The sequence below is a fragment of the Mycobacterium sp. Aquia_213 genome (genome assembly GCF_026625985.1).
In the GTDB taxonomy this organism is placed as follows: domain Bacteria; phylum Actinomycetota; class Actinomycetes; order Mycobacteriales; family Mycobacteriaceae; genus Mycobacterium.
On sequence record NZ_CP113116.1, the window covers coordinates 4,512,260 to 4,524,893 of the forward strand.

At 66.0% G+C, this 12,634-nt stretch carries 9 protein-coding genes and 2 pseudogenes; 9 read left to right on the top strand and 2 right to left on the bottom strand.

Features of this window, described 5'->3' with window-relative positions; all coding sequences use genetic code 11:
* Nucleotides 1–16 precede the first annotated feature (16 nt).
* The 9 genes and pseudogenes from LMQ14_RS28325 to nuoN form a co-directional block, all read left to right on the top strand.
* Nucleotides 17–121, top strand: a pseudogene (locus tag LMQ14_RS28325) (hypothetical protein); the annotation flags it as partial.
* The gene (locus LMQ14_RS20890) at nucleotides 118–2,535 is read left to right on the top strand and encodes an NADH-quinone oxidoreductase subunit G (RefSeq protein WP_267731451.1); all 2,418 of its coding nucleotides are present in this window, start codon (nucleotides 118–120) and stop codon (nucleotides 2,533–2,535) included. The pseudogene LMQ14_RS28325 and the gene LMQ14_RS20890, both read left to right, overlap by 4 nt.
* Entirely contained in the window at nucleotides 2,532–3,791 is a 1,260-nt protein-coding gene (gene nuoH, locus LMQ14_RS20895; protein WP_267731452.1) for an NADH-quinone oxidoreductase subunit NuoH, read from the top strand. The genes LMQ14_RS20890 and nuoH overlap by 4 nt, the downstream gene beginning before the upstream one ends.
* A pseudogene (gene nuoI, locus LMQ14_RS20900) lies at nucleotides 3,775–4,323 on the top strand (NADH-quinone oxidoreductase subunit NuoI); the annotation flags it as partial. The gene nuoH and the pseudogene nuoI, both read left to right, overlap by 17 nt.
* Nucleotides 4,324–4,343: 20 nt before the next feature.
* The gene (locus LMQ14_RS20905) at nucleotides 4,344–5,108 is read left to right on the top strand and encodes an NADH-quinone oxidoreductase subunit J (RefSeq protein ID WP_420714704.1); all 765 of its coding nucleotides are present in this window, start codon (nucleotides 4,344–4,346) and stop codon (nucleotides 5,106–5,108) included.
* The gene (nuoK, locus tag LMQ14_RS20910; RefSeq protein WP_025735676.1) at nucleotides 5,105–5,404 is read left to right on the top strand and encodes an NADH-quinone oxidoreductase subunit NuoK; all 300 of its coding nucleotides are present in this window, start codon (nucleotides 5,105–5,107) and stop codon (nucleotides 5,402–5,404) included. The genes LMQ14_RS20905 and nuoK overlap by 4 nt, the downstream gene beginning before the upstream one ends.
* Before the next feature lie 10 nt (nucleotides 5,405–5,414).
* Nucleotides 5,415–7,301 (top strand): NADH-quinone oxidoreductase subunit L, encoded by a 1,887-nt coding sequence (gene nuoL, locus LMQ14_RS20915; RefSeq protein WP_267731456.1) that lies wholly within the window; start codon nucleotides 5,415–5,417, stop codon nucleotides 7,299–7,301.
* On the top strand, nucleotides 7,298–8,872 hold the full coding sequence (locus LMQ14_RS20920) for an NADH-quinone oxidoreductase subunit M (protein ID WP_267731458.1): 1,575 nt from the start codon (nucleotides 7,298–7,300) through the stop codon (nucleotides 8,870–8,872). Before nuoL ends, LMQ14_RS20920 begins: the two co-directional genes overlap by 4 nt.
* On the top strand, nucleotides 8,869–10,464 hold the full coding sequence (nuoN, locus tag LMQ14_RS20925; RefSeq protein ID WP_267731459.1) for an NADH-quinone oxidoreductase subunit NuoN: 1,596 nt from the start codon (nucleotides 8,869–8,871) through the stop codon (nucleotides 10,462–10,464). The genes LMQ14_RS20920 and nuoN overlap by 4 nt, the downstream gene beginning before the upstream one ends.
* Here nuoN and LMQ14_RS20930 read toward each other — a convergent pair.
* Together LMQ14_RS20930 and LMQ14_RS20935 are read right to left on the bottom strand one after the other, a co-directional pair.
* Nucleotides 10,391–12,001: a GMC family oxidoreductase gene (locus tag LMQ14_RS20930; protein WP_267731460.1), complete on the bottom strand. Its 1,611-nt coding sequence runs from the start codon at nucleotides 11,999–12,001 to the stop codon at nucleotides 10,391–10,393. The genes nuoN and LMQ14_RS20930 overlap by 74 nt on opposite strands.
* 182 nt (nucleotides 12,002–12,183) lie before the next feature.
* Nucleotides 12,184–12,633, bottom strand: a complete 450-nt coding sequence (locus LMQ14_RS20935) for a hypothetical protein (protein ID WP_267731461.1) — start codon at nucleotides 12,631–12,633, stop codon at nucleotides 12,184–12,186.
* Nucleotide 12,634: the final 1 nt, after the last annotated feature.

The window sequence follows — 12,634 nt, forward strand, 5'->3', positions numbered from 1 at the left end:
CGCCCCGATGACACCCGCCGGTGACGATGCAGTGGGGGCACGCCCCCTCGCCGCCGTACGGCTGGGGGTACCCCCACCCGCTTGCGGGGGACGAAGCGATGAGGAGGAGCGGCGCTCATGACAAGTGCGGCCAAGACCCAGACCGGTGACGAGACGACTCCGCCCGACATGGTCACGCTGACCATCGATGGCACTGAAATCAGTGTTCCCAAGGGAACGCTGGTGATTCGCGCGGCGGAGTTGATGGGCATTCAAATCCCGCGGTTCTGTGATCACCCGCTGCTCGACCCGGTCGGCGCCTGCCGGCAGTGCATGGTCGAGGTCGAGGGCCAGCGCAAGCCGATGGCGTCGTGCACCATCGTGTGCACCGACGACATGGTGGTGCGCACCCAGCTCACCTCCGAGGCCGCGGACAAGGCTCAGCACGGCGTGATGGAGTTGCTGCTGATCAACCATCCGCTGGACTGCCCGATGTGCGACAAGGGCGGCGAATGCCCGCTGCAGAACCAGGCAATGTCCAACGGCCGCACCGATTCTCGCTTCGAAGATGTCAAGCGTACCTTCGCCAAGCCGATCAACATCTCCTCGCAGGTGCTGCTGGACCGCGAACGGTGCATCCTGTGCGCGCGCTGCACGCGGTTCTCCGAGCAGATCGCCGGCGATCCATTCATCGACATGCAGGAGCGCGGCGCACTGCAGCAGGTCGGCATCTACGCCAACGAGCCGTTCGACTCCTACTTCTCGGGTAACACCGTGCAGATCTGCCCGGTCGGCGCCCTGACCGGCACCGCGTACCGATTCCGGGCCCGGCCTTTCGATCTGGTCTCCAGCCCCAGCGTGTGCGAGCACTGCGCCGGCGGCTGCGCCGAGCGCACCGACCATCGGCGCGGCAAGGTGCTGCGCCGGCTTGCCGGTGACGACCCCGAGGTCAACGAGGAGTGGAACTGCGACAAGGGCCGGTGGGCATTCCGGTACGACACCCAGCCCGACGTGCTCACCACTCCCCTGGTCCGGGACGACGACGGCACGCTGCAGCCGGCGTCGTGGGCGCACGCGATCGTGGCGGCCACCCGGGGATTCGAAGCCGCTCGCGGAAGCACCGGTGTGCTCGTCGGTGGCCGAGGCACCTGGGAAGACGCCTACGCCTACTCCAAGTTTGCGCGAATCACGTTGGACACCAACGACATCGACTTCCGGGCCCGCCCGTACTCGGCCGAAGAGGCGGAGTTTCTGGCGGCGCGCGTCGCGGGCCGCCAGCTCACGGTCAGCTTCTCCGATCTGGAATCGGCGCCGGTGGTCGTGCTGGTCGGGTTCGAGCCCGAGGACGAGGCACCGATCGTCTTCCTGCGGCTGCGCAAGGCCGCCCGCAAGCACGGCGTGCCGATCTACGCGGTCGCCCCGTTCGCCACTCGCGCGCTGACGAAGATGTCGGGCCGGCTGCTCCAAACCGTGCCCGGCGCGGAACCATCCACGCTGGACGGCCTGGCCACCGGCGAGGTGGGTGAGCTGTTGGCAAAGGCCGGCGCGGTCATCATGGTCGGTGAACGCCTGGCCACGGTTCCGGGCGGCTTGTCCGCGGCGGCCCGGCTCGCCGATGCTACCGGGGCCCGGCTGGCCTGGGTGCCACGGCGCGCCGGGGAGCGGGGCGCGCTGGAAGCCGGCGCACTGCCCGGGCTGTTGCCCGGCGGTCGTCTGGTCGCCGACGACACCGCTCGCGCAGAGGTGGCCGCGGCGTGGAATGTCGACGAATTGCCGTCCGCCCCTGGGCGTGACGTCGACGGCATTCTGGCCGCCGCGACGGACGGCAGCCTGGGCGCGCTGCTGGTCGGCGGTATCGAGCCCGGCGACTTCGCCGATCCGGATGCGGTACTCGCCGCGCTGGACGCGGCCCGCTTCGTCGTCAGCCTGGAACTGCGGCACAGCGAGGTCACCGAACGCGCCGACGTGGTGTTCCCCGTCGCCCCGACGACCCAGAAGGCGGGCGCATTCGTCAACTGGGAAGGCCGATTCCGGCCCTTCGAGCCCGCACTGCACGGCAGCACCCAGCAGGCCGCCCAGTCCGACCATCGAGTCCTCGACACGCTGGCCGACGAAATGGGCGTGTACCTCGGCATGACCAACGTCGCGACGGCCCGCGAGGAAATGGCAGCGTTGGGCAACTGGGAGGGTGAGCGTGCAAGCGGCGCAACGGTTCAAGCACCGGCGCCGCCACAGCCCGGCCAAGGCGAAGCCGTGCTCACCGGCTGGCGGATGATGCTCGACAAAGGCCGTGCACAAGACGGCGAACCGCATCTGGCGGGGACGGCACGCAAGCCCGTCGCGCGCCTGTCCGCCGGCACCGCGACGGAGATCGGCGCGGCGGAGGGCGACACGGTCACGGTCAGCACGTCGCGCGGCTCAATCAGCCTGCCGCTGAGCATCACTGACATGCCCGACCGGGTGGTGTGGCTGCCGCTGAACTCGCCGGGCTCGGCGGTGCAGCGGGACTTGGGCGTCACTGCCGGCAGCGTCGTGAAGATCGGAGTGGGCAAATGACCGGCTTCGGACACGACCCCTGGTGGCTGGTGCTCGGCAAGGCGCTGGCCATCTTTGTGTTCCTGATGCTGAACGTGTTGGTCGCAATCCTGCTCGAGCGCAAGATCCTCGGCTGGATGCAGCTGCGGCCCGGCCCCAACCGGGCGGGCCCGTGGGGTGCCCTGCAGAGCCTGGCCGACGGAATCAAGCTGGCGCTCAAGGAGAGCATCACTCCCCGCGGTGTCGACTGGTTCGTCTACATGGCGGCGCCGGTCATCTCGACGATCCCCGCATTCACCGCGTTCGCGTTCATCCCGTTCGGTCCCGAAGTGTCGGTGTTCGGTCACCGCACCCCATTGCAGCTGACCGACATGCCGGTCGCGGTGCTGTTCATCCTGGGGCTGTCGGCGATCGGCGTCTACGGCATCGTGTTGGGCGGCTGGGCATCCGGCTCGACCTACCCGCTACTGGGCGGGGTCCGCTCGACCGCGCAGGTCATCTCCTACGAGGTATCGATGGGGCTGTCGTTCGCGGCGGTCTTCCTGTTCGCCGGCACCATGTCGACGTCCGGGATCGTCGATGCACAGAACGGCGTCTGGTACGTATTCCTGTTACTGCCATCGTTCATCATCTATCTGATCTCGATGGTCGGCGAAACCAACCGCGCCCCCTTCGACCTGCCGGAGGCCGAGGGTGAACTCGTCGCCGGATTCCACACCGAGTACTCGTCGCTGAAGTTCGCGATGTTCATGCTGGCCGAATACGTGAACATGATGACGGTTTCGTCGCTCGCCACGCTCATGTTCTTCGGCGGCTGGCATGCCCCGTGGCCACTGAACATGTGGGATGGCGCCAATACCGGCTGGTGGCCGGTGCTCTGGTTCACCGCCAAGATGTGGGTCTTCCTGTTCATCTACATGTGGCTGCGCGCCAGCCTGCCCCGGCTGCGCTACGACCAGTTCATGGCCTTGGGCTGGAAACTACTCATCCCTGCGTCGCTCGTCTGGGTGCTGATCGCGGCGGTCATCCGCACGCTGCGCAACGAGGGCTACGCGCATTGGACTCCCCTACTGGTGGTGTGCAGCATCGTCTTCGCCGTGGCGCTGGTGTTGTTGCTGCGCAAGCCATTCAGCACCCCGGGCAATCGCGCATTGGCACGAGAGCTGCGCAAGCGTGGCGACGCCCTACCGCTCCCACCGGCATTCCCGACACCACCGCTGCCGGCCAAAGTTCTGACGTCGTCAGTCAGTGCGAGCAAGGAGAAAGCACATGGCTAAATTCCTCGACGCCGTCGCCGGCTTCGGCGTGACATTCGCCGCGATGTTCAAAAAGACTGTCACCGAACAGTATCCGGAGAAACCCGGCCCGGTCGCCCCGCGCTATCACGGCCGTCACCAACTCAACCGGTATCCCGACGGCCTGGAGAAGTGCATCGGCTGCGAGCTGTGCGCCTGGGCCTGCCCGGCCGACGCGATCTACGTCGAGGGCGCCGACAACACCGACGAGGCAAGGTTTTCGCCGGGAGAACGGTATGGCCGGGTGTACCAGATCAACTATCTGCGGTGCATCGGCTGCGGTCTGTGCATCGAGGCCTGCCCGACCCGCGCGCTGACGATGACCAACAACTACGAGATGGCCGACGACAACCGCGCCGACCTGATCTACGAAAAGGACCGACTGTTGGCGCCGCTGCTGCAAAACATGCTCGCGCCGCCGCACCCCAGGGCCGAGGGTGCCACCGACAAGGACTACTACCAGGGCAACGTCACCCCGGATGGCTTGCGCAACAACGCCGGAGACGCAAGGTGAGCACCGTACTTGCCACCAACCTGGCGACCGACCTCATCGTTCGCACCTCCACCGGCGAGGCGGTGGCGTTCTGGGTGCTGGGCGCTCTCGCCGTGATCGGCGCGATCGGAGTGGTCACGGCCGTCAATGCCGTGTACTCGGCGATGTTCCTGGCGATGACGATGATCATCCTGGCGATCTTCTACATGATCCAGGACGCACTGTTCCTGGGTGTGGTTCAAGTGGTGGTCTACACCGGCGCCGTGATGATGCTGTTCTTGTTCGTGCTGATGCTGATCGGCGTGGACTCCGCGGAATCGCTGAAGGAAACGCTGCGCGGACAGCGCGTCGCCGCGGTGATCACCGGGGTCGGGTTCGGCATTCTGCTGGTCGCCGCGATCGGCAAGGTGACGACCGGGGGCTTCGTCGGACTGACCACCGCGAACGCCAACGGCAACGTCGAAGGCCTGGCGGCACTGATCTTTTCGCGTTACCTGTGGGCGTTCGAGCTGACCAGCGCGCTGCTGATCACCGCCGCGGTCGGGGCGATGGTGCTGGCGCACCGCGAGCGTTTCGAACGTCGCAAGACGCAGCGCGAACTTTCGGAGGAGCGGTTCCGGGCTGGCGGCCGCCCCACCCCGATGCCCAACCCCGGCGTCTACGCACGCCACAACGCGGTCGACGTGGCCGCGCTGTTGCCCGACGGCTCGTACTCGGACGACTCGGTGTCGACCATGCTGCGAACCCGGGGCGCGGACGGCAAAGAAACCCCCCGCCGACAAGCCATCAAAGGTGGTGCATCGTGAATCCGGCTAACTACCTTTACCTTTCGGCGCTGCTGTTCACCATCGGGGCCTCCGGTGTGCTGCTGCGCCGCAACGCCATCGTGATGTTCATGTGCGTGGAGTTGATGCTCAACGCCGTCAACCTGGCGTTCGTCACCTTCGCGCGCATGCACGGCCACCTGGACGGGCAGATGATCGCGTTCTTCACGATGGTGGTGGCCGCGTGCGAGGTCGTCATCGGCCTGGCCATCATCATGACGATTTTCCGTGCCCGCAAATCGGCGTCCGTCGACGACGCGAACCTACTCAAAGGCTAAGAACGCCAAAATGACACACATGACGTGGCTGTTGGTGGCACTGCCGCTGGCGGGCGCCGTGATCCTGCTGTTCGGCGGCCGACGCACCGATGCGTGGGGCCACTGGCTGGGTGTGCTCGCCGCACTGGGGGCGTTCGGCGTCGGCGCCAGTCTGCTGTCGGACTTGCTGAGCCGAGACGGCGAGCACCGCGTCATCCACCAAACGGTGTTCACCTGGATCCCGGTCGATCAATTCCAAGTCGACTTCGGGCTGCAGATCGATCAGTTGTCAATCTGTTTCGTGCTGCTGATCTCCGGCGTGGGATCGCTGATCCACATCTACTCGGTCGCCTACATGGCCGAAGACCCGGACCGCCGAAGGTTTTTCGGATACCTCAACCTGTTCCTGGCCTCGATGCTGCTGCTGGTCGTCGCCGACAACTACCTGGTGCTCTACGTCGGCTGGGAAGGCGTCGGCCTGGCGTCCTACCTGCTGATCGGTTTCTGGTACCACAAGCCGTCGGCTGCCACGGCGGCGAAGAAGGCGTTCGTGATGAACCGGGTCGGCGACGCCGGCCTGGCCCTGGGCATGTTCTTGATGTTCAGCACGTTCGGAACGCTTTCGTATGCCGGGGTTTTCGCCGGCGCCCCGGCCGCGAGCAGCGGCGTGCTGACCGCGATGGGGTTGCTGTTGCTGCTGGGCGCCTGCGCCAAGTCCGCACAGGTCCCGCTGCAGGCCTGGTTGGGTGACGCGATGGAGGGCCCGACTCCGGTGTCCGCGCTGATCCACGCCGCCACCATGGTGACCGCCGGTGTGTACCTGATCGTGCGGTCCAACCCGCTCTACAACCTCGCTCCCGGAGCGCAACTCGGCGTCGTCCTCGTCGGCGCCGTCACCCTGCTGTTCGGGGCGTTCATCGGCTGCGCGAAGGACGACATCAAGCGCGCGCTCGCGGCGTCGACGATGAGCCAGATCGGCTACATGGTGCTGGCCGCGGGACTCGGCCCCGCCGGTTACGCATTCGCGATCATGCACCTGCTCACCCACGGCTTCTTCAAGGCCGGTTTGTTCCTCGGGTCGGGCTCGATCATTCACGCGATGCACGAAGAACAGGACATGCGCCGTTACGGTGGGCTGCGCGCCGCCCTGCCCGTCACGTTCGTCACCTTCGGGCTGGGATACCTGGCAATCATCGGTGTGCCGCCGTTCGCGGGCTTCTATTCCAAGGACGCCATCATCGAGGCGGCGCTGGGAGTGGGCGGCGTGCGTGGCTACACGCTGGGCGGGGCCGCGCTGCTGGGCGCGGGCATCACCGCGTTCTACATGACCCGGGTGATGCTGATGACCTTCTTCGGTGAAAAGCGTTGGGCGCCCGGCAGTCACCCGCACGAGGCACCTGCCCTGATGTCCGGACCGATGATCCTGCTCGCTTTTGGCTCGGTGTTCTCCGGTGGCCTGTTCGCCGTCGGTGGCGCCCTGCCGCACTGGCTGGAACCGGTCGTCGGTGCGCACGAGGAAAGCACGCACACCCTGCCGGCCTGGGTCAGCACCACGCTGGCGCTGGCGGTGGTCGCGGTCGGAATCCTGGTGGCGTATCAGAAGTACGGCAGGGCAGAAATCCCCAGAGTGGCTCCCGTTCAGGTGTCGGCACTCACCACGGCCGCACGCAGAGACCTGTACGGCGATGCCTTCAACGAGGAGGTATTCATGCGCCCTGGCGCGCAGTTGACCGACGCGCTGGTCGAAGTCGACAACGAGGCTGTGGACGGTTCGGTCAACGCGCTGGCCGCGCTGGTGGGCCGGACCTCGAATCGCTTGCGGGGGCTGCAAACCGGCTTCGCCCGTTCCTACGCATTAGAGATGTTGGCGGGCGCCACCCTGCTGGTCGCGGCGATCCTGGCGGCGCAACTGTGGTGAGCGCAAACTTTCCGTGGCTCTCGGTGCTGTGGCTGGTGCCGCTGGCCGGTTCCATTCTGATCATCTTGTTGCCTCCCGGCCTGCGGCAGGTCGCCAAGTGGACCGGCGTGGTCGTCAGCCTCCTGACGCTGGCGGTGGCGCTCGTTGTCACGCTCGGATTCAAAACCGGCGGCGCCCCTTACCAATTCCTGGAAAAGCATCCGTGGATTCCAGCGTTCGGCGCCGGCTACAGCCTCGGTGTCGATGGCATCGCGGTGGTGCTGATACTGCTGACCGCGATTCTGATTCCGCTGCTACTGGTGGCGGGCTGGAACGACGGCGGCGAGGGCACCCGAGGCGTGCACGCTTACGTCGCCTTGACCCTGGCCATCGAGTCGATGGTGCTGATCTCGGTGATCGCACTGGATGTGCTGCTGTTCTACGTGTTCTTCGAGGCGATGCTGATCCCGATGTACTTCCTGATCGGCGGCTTCGGCAAGGGAGCCGGGCGGTCGCGGGCCGCGGTGAAGTTCTTGCTGTACAACCTGTTCGGCGGCCTGATCATGCTGGCCGCGGTGATCGGGCTGTATGTGGTGACCGCGCAGCACGGCTCGGGCACGTTCGACTTCCGCGAAATCGTGACCGGCATCTCCTCGGGCCGCTTCGCCGGCGTGGACCCCGCGGTGTTCAAGGCGCTGTTCCTGGGCTTCATGTTCGCGTTCGCCGTCAAGGCCCCGCTGTGGCCGTTCCACCGTTGGTTGCCCGACGCCGCGGTCGAGGCCACTCCGGCGACCGCGGTCTTGATCACAGCGGTGATGGACAAGGTCGGCACGTTCGGGATGCTGCGCTACTGCCTGCAGTTGTTCCCTGATGCGTCAACGTATTTCCGTCCGCTGATCGTGACATTGGCCATCATCGGGGTGATCTACGGCGCGATCGTCGCGATCGGGCAAAAAGACATGATGCGCCTGATCGCCTACACCTCGATCTCGCACTTCGGGTTCATCATCGCCGGAATTTTCGTGATGACCACCCAGGGGCAGAGCGGTTCGACGCTGTACATGCTCAACCACGGCCTGTCGACGGCGGCGGTGTTCCTGATCGCCGGATTCCTGGTAACCCGGCGTGGCAGCAGGTTGATCGCGGACTACGGCGGTGTGCAGAAGGTGGCGCCGATTCTGGCCGGCACCTTCCTGGTCTCGGCGATGGCCACTCTGTCGCTGCCCGGCCTCGCGCCGTTCATCAGCGAATTCCTGGTCCTATTGGGCACTTTCAACCGGTACTGGCTGGCCGGCACGTTTGGGGTGACCGCGCTGGTTCTGGCGGCGATCTACATGCTCTGGCTTTACCAGCGGGTGATGACCGGGCCGGTGGCCGAAGGCAACGAGCGCATCACTGATCTGCGGCTGCGCGAGCTGATCGTCGTCGCACCGCTGATGGCGCTGCTGTTCGTTTTCGGCGTCTATCCCAAGCCGGTGCTCGACATCATCAATCCCGCTGTGGACCACACGATGATCACCATCGGCCACCATGATCCCGTGCCGAGCGTGCCAGTGGGCGTACCCCGGACAGCCGAAGGACCGCACCGATGACCCTTCCCACCCCCAGCATCGAGTACTTCCTGCTGAGCCCGATGCTCATCGTCTTCGGTATCGCGGTGGTCGGTGTACTGGCTGAAGCGTTCCTGCCCAGGAACATTCGCTACGTCTCCCAAGTAACACTGGCCCTCGGTGGTTTGATCGCGGCGTTCGTCGCCGACATCGAGGTCAGTCGCTCCCTTCCGGCGTCCGGTCGCAGCGCGGTGTTGGGTGCGGTAGCCATCGACCGGCCGGCGCTGTATCTGCAAGGCACCGTGGTGTTGGTGGCGGTGCTGGCCGTCATCTTCATCGCCGAGCGCAGCAACCTCGCCGCAACCGCCAACAAAGTCAAGGTCGCGGCGGGCGTGTCCGGGCAAGCTTCCGGATTGGATGCCTTTACCCCGCAGGCTTCCGCGGTCCCCGGCAGCGACGCCGAACGTGAGGCCGAACGCGCCGGCGCCGCCCAGACCGAACTCTTCCCGCTCCTGATGCTGTCCGTCGGCGGCATGATGGTGTTCCCGGCGGCCAATGACCTCTTGACGATGTTCGTCGCCCTGGAAGTGCTGTCGCTGCCGCTGTACCTGATGTGTGGGCTGGCGCGTCACCGCCGGCTGCTGTCGCAGGAAGCGGCGATGAAGTACTTCCTGCTGGGCGCCTTCTCGTCGGCGTTCTTCCTCTACGGTGTGGCGCTGATCTACGGCGCGACCGGCACGCTTTTGCTGCCCGGCATCCGGGATGCGCTTGCGGCCCATGGTGATAGCTCGATGGCGTTGGTCGGCGTCGCGCTGTTGTCGGTCGGCCTGTTGTTCAAAGTGGGTGCGGTGCCGTTCCACTCGTGGATTCCCGACGTGTACCAGGGCGCACCCACGCCGATCACCGGCTTCATGGCGGCGGCCACCAAGGTCGCGGCATTCGGTGCGCTGCTGCGAGTCGTCTACGTCGCATTGCCGCCGCTGCACGAAGAGTGGCGTCCGGTGCTGTGGGCGATTTCGATCCTGACCATGGCCGTCGGCACCGTCACCGCGGTCAACCAGACCGACGTCAAACGCATGCTGGCCTATTCGTCGGTCGCCCACGTCGGTTTCATCCTCACCGGTGTGATCGCCGACAACCACGCCGGTCTGGCGGCCACCCTGTTCTACCTGGTCGCCTACAGTTTCAGCACGGTCGGCGCGTTCGCCATCGTCGGTCTGATTCGCAACTCCGACGGCGTCGAGGACGCCAAGCTGTCGCACTGGGCCGGACTTGGCCAGCGTTCCCCCATTGTGGGCGTGATGCTTTCGATGTTTCTGCTGGCTTTCGCCGGCATCCCCTTGACCAGTGGATTCATCAGCAAGCTCACGGTGTTCAAGGCCGCCGCCCAGGGCGGTGCCGTGCCGTTGGTCATCATCGGTGTGATCGCCAGCGGGGTCGCCGCGTACTTCTACGTCCGGGTGATCGTGCTGATGTTCTTCACCGAGCCGACCGACGACACCCCTCAGGTCGTGGCACCCGGCATCCTGAGCAAGATCGCGATCGCGATCTGTGCCGCGATCACCGTGATTCTGGGGATCTTCCCGCAACCGCTGCTCGACCTCGCGGATCACGCCGCACAGTTGCTGCAGTAACTCGCTGACTCGCGGGCACTCCCGCAATCAGATCGGATGCCTTCTCCCCGATCATGATGGCGGGCGCGTTGGTGTTGCCGGCAGTGATGGACGGCATGACCGACGCGTCGGCGACCCGCAGGCCGTCGACCCCGCGCACCCTGAGATCTGGTGCCACGACGGCGTCGTCGTCGACGCCCATCCGGCAGGTCCCGACTTGATGGTGGTAGCTGCCGACGGCACGGCGCACATAGGCGCGGAGATGGTCGCGGGTGCGTGCCGCCGGTCCGGGCGCGACCTCGGCATACCGCCAGTCGCGGAAGGCGGAACTGGCCCCGATCTCACGGCAGATCTCCACCGCGTCGACCAGCGCCTCGATGTCGTAGGGTTCGGCCAGAACATTGGGATCGCATTGGGGCGGGGTTGCCGGATCGGCCGATGCCAGCCGGAGCGTGCCCCGCGACCGGGGGCGAATGATGCCGGGCGCGATCGTGTATCCGTTGTGCGGCACGGGGTAACTCTCGGCCGGGTACACCAGGTGCATGAACAGCGGCTGCAGGTCGGGGCCGGGACCCCGCCAATAGGCGCTGGACGTGAACAGTTGACACTCGAGCAGGTTATGGCGCGGCGGCTCCATCGGCCGAGATGCCTCGTAGACATTGCTCACCAGAAGGTGGTCGTGCAGGTTCTCGCCCACCCCGGGAAGATCGACGGTAGCCTTCACGCCCATTTCGGCGAGATGCTCGGCAGGGCCAATACCACTGAGCATCAATAGCTTTGGCGACCCCACCGTACCCGCGCTCAGCACCACTTCGCACTCGGCCGATGCCTGCAGAATCTGCCCGCGCACGGAGTACTGCACTCCGACCGCGCGCCCGCCGCGGATGATGACATGGTGCACCAGTGCCCCGGTGGTGACCGCCAATCGCGGATTCCCCCGCATCGGGGCCATGAAACTGCGCCATGCGCTGACCCGGCGCCCGTTGCGGGTCGTCACTTGGCTGTAGCCGACACCGACTTGGTGCGGACCATTGAAATCGTCGATGACCTGGTGCCCCAGGGCATTCGCGCCTTCGATGAACGCAACCGACGTCGGGTTCGGTCGAGTGATCCGCTCGACCGACAGCGGTCCGCCCGCACCGTGCCACGGGCTCGCGCCGTCCACGTGATCCTCCGAGCGCAGAAACAGCCCGAATACACTCTCGAAATCCCAACCCGTACAGCCGAGTTGGGCCCAACCATCGTAGTCACTGCCGTGTCCACGTATGTAGATCTGGCCGTTGATCGAGCTGCTGCCGCCCAATACCTTTCCCCGGGGCCAATACAGGCGTCGATCGTTGGCATGCCGTTGCGGGGTGGTCATGAAAGCCCAGTCCGCGCCGCTGTGCAGCAACGCGGGCCATCGGGAGCTGATGCGGATATCGGGGTTGGTGTCGGCGGGACCGGCCTCCAGCACATGCACCGAGTAACCGCGGTCCAGCAATCGGCGCGCGACAACACTGCCCGACGCACCCGCGCCCACCACGATGAAATCGGTCGTGTGTGTTCGGTGACTCACTGTGGCTTCCCTCTGTAGTACGGCGCCGTCTCGTCGACACCGCGTGCCACCACATACTGCTCATCCCGCGGACCGGGCGGCCAGGACCAAAAACCTTGCAGGTACGTGGAACGACCTACAAAAACGCCCGAAGCCAGCGGATACTCACGATGACTCGCGGCGTTGTCACGCCTGACGCGTGATCAGCCCAAGAACGGGCGGGTGGCCAGTACGTAGATCGCCAGCACCGCCAACGGGGCCGCCAACGGCACCCACGGCAAGTGCAGCGGGAACGACATCGCCACCACGCCGACGAAGGTAAATCCCACGGCGCCAACAAGTGTCGGCCAACTCGCCATGACAACGGCGTCCGGCATTGCGGCCGCATGGCGGGAGATCAGGTAGGTGGCCGCACACAGCCCCGAAAGTCCCACGAACACATGGGAGGGATCGGAGACCACGATCGCCGTCACGCAAAGCAACACGGCAACCGTTGCGGCGGGCCGGAACACCATCCCGACCCCCACCGCGGCCAGCGCCGCCACTGCCGTGCCCACCGCAGGTCCGTGGGAACCGACCGCGGCCAGGCCGACCATCAGCAGGCCGAATGCCGTCGCCAGAGCATGGACCCCGAATCGCGCGCCGGACGACATG